This is a genomic window from Microvirga vignae, from assembly GCF_001017175.1.
GTDB lineage: Bacteria > Pseudomonadota > Alphaproteobacteria > Rhizobiales > Beijerinckiaceae > Microvirga > Microvirga vignae.
Map to the genome: position 1 here is coordinate 20,287 of NZ_LCYG01000094.1, position 502 is coordinate 20,788.

Genomic DNA, 502 nt, shown 5'->3' on the forward strand with positions numbered 1-502 from the left:
GAAGTCACTTGGCTGCGCTACATCGTTTTCTGCTCGGTGGTCGTTCCGACGGTCTTCGTCGCGCGTGGCGCGATGGCGATGCACACGCCGCGCCTGCGCCTCCAGATTATCCGGGCGCTGGCCGTGGCCGGCTCGTCCGTCCTCTTCATCCTCGGACTGGGACACCTTCAGGTAGCCGAGGCGACGGCGATCAACTTCATCTCACCGATCTTCATCACCGCCCTCTCGATCCCTCTTCTCGGAGAGAAGGTCGGGATCCGGCGCTGGGCAGCGGCGGCGGTGGGCTTTCTTGGCGTGATGCTCGTCGTCCAGCCCGGCGGCTCGGCCTTCCAATTGGCCGCCCTGCTGCCGATCGGCGCGGCGCTCGCCTGGGCCGTAGCCGCCATCGCCACCCGCCTCATGAGCTCTGAAAGGCCCGAGGCGACCTTGGCGTGGTCGGCGGTGATCGGGCTGATCGCCCTGACAGCCTTCGTGCCGTTCAACTGGCGCACACCCACCGCTG

General features: G+C 67.3%; 1 protein-coding gene. It reads left to right on the plus strand.

All coding sequences use genetic code 11. The features are described from left to right. Positions 1-502: EamA family transporter (locus tag AA309_RS27365; RefSeq protein ID WP_047192186.1), on the plus strand; the 502-nt coding region annotated here is incomplete at both ends.